Source organism: Novosphingobium sp. FKTRR1 (genome assembly GCF_020404405.1).
Taxonomy (GTDB): Bacteria; Pseudomonadota; Alphaproteobacteria; order Sphingomonadales; family Sphingomonadaceae; genus Novosphingobium.
This window is the reverse complement of record NZ_JAIZDA010000089.1, coordinates 1-1,453: the sequence shown is the minus strand read 5'-3', so window position 1 is coordinate 1,453 and position 1,453 is coordinate 1. Positions and strand designations below refer to the sequence as shown.

Here is a 1,453-nt window from a genome sequence, read left to right as displayed (position 1 = left end):
GTAACTGCTCAGGTGGTTGGCAATGAGGCCGATCAAGCGACCGCGAAGCGTCCGTCGACGAGGTCTCGGATTGCGCTGAGTGCGGACTGGCCAGAGAGGCGTGCGGTGCCGGTGACGGAACGGTATCCGGCATGGATCTGAGCGCCCCAGTCTGACCGGAAGCCGTTGGTGACCTTGCGGAAGACGACCGAGGGGCGGATTTCGCGCTCGGAGATGTTGTTCGTGGCCGGCACGTCACGGTTTGTGAGGAAGACGAAGAACTTCCCCCGCCATGCCTTGATTTGCTTGAGCAGAACGCGCCCGGCGGGATGAGCGACAGGTCTGGCAACCAGACGATCGAGGATATTGTCGGCTTTGGCGGCGTAGGCCGCCAAGGTGCTGTCCTTGAGCTGGTCTCGTCGTCGCCCGACCTTGATGGCCCAGCGCAGATGGTCGCGGATGCTTGGCGCAAAGGCAGTGTCGCCACTGTCGATGGCGTACTGAACATCGCGCAGCACATGGGCAAGGCAAACCTGGTGCTCGCGTCCCAACTCCTGCTGACCCGAATAGCGGTCGGAGACCCAGACATCGGGCCGATGCTGTCCCAGTACGTCTTCGGCAACGCTGCGGGCCCGGCGCGAGGCAATCTTGTGCAGGACAGCGTCGCTGGACAGGAACACCCACTGCCACTGCATCACGCCATTGGTCCTGGTTGTCGTCTCGTCCGAAGCAATGATGCGCGCCTTGAGCAATTTGGCGCGGATCGCAGTCGTGGCCGCATCCATGCTGGTGCGCAGGCGGCGGAACATGTTGGCGATGGCACCTTCGGAGATTGTCAGCCCGAACAGTTCGCCAGCAATCCGGGAAAGGCGCTCGAAACCCACGTGATGGCTATGATGCAGATAGGCCATCAGCGCACGGATGCCGGGGCCGAAGGGCGAACCGGGAGCCATGCCCACAGGCGCCTGCGCCTTGTAGCGTCGGCCACAGCACCGGCAGCGCCCACCCCACAACTCCACCCTGGTGACGACGGGACGGATCGGTGGCAGGTCGACATGATCGTAGCGCTGCCGGCACTGCTGTACCTGGCTGGTCACATCCGTACCGCAATGGCCGCATTCGCTGGCCAGGACACGTTCGGTCTTGTCGGGTGTCTCGGCCAGTGGGCGGTGTTTGCCCTCGCGCGCAGGTCGCTGGCCTGCCTTTGGCTTGCGCCCCTTGCCACCCTTCTTGCCGAAATCGTCCTTCGAGGGCGGGATGTGCGAGTTCGAGGATGTCTTGCGCGGCTTGCCGACCAGGCCCTCAAGTTCCGTAATCCGCGCCGCCATCCGTTCGATCATCTCGTGCTGGGCCAGAAGAAGCTCGTTCTTCTCAGCTTCGCTCAGCACATGAAGCGGGGGTGGGGCCATCAGCAGGGTGAATCAAACTCCGAGTCACCGCGCAACCATTTTCTGCCAACCTCCTGAGCAGTTAC

Annotated in this window: 1 protein-coding gene; it reads right to left on the bottom strand. The window is 63.1% G+C overall.

Annotation, left to right across the window (positions count from 1 at the left end; genetic code table 11):
• Positions 1 to 32: 32 nt before the first annotated feature.
• Positions 33 to 1,388 carry an IS66 family transposase gene (locus LDN95_RS23015; RefSeq protein ID WP_226019826.1) on the bottom strand — a complete coding sequence of 452 codons (1,356 nt, stop codon included), beginning with the start codon at positions 1,386 to 1,388 and terminating at the stop codon, positions 33 to 35.
• Between the last annotated feature and the right edge of the window lie 65 nt (positions 1,389 to 1,453).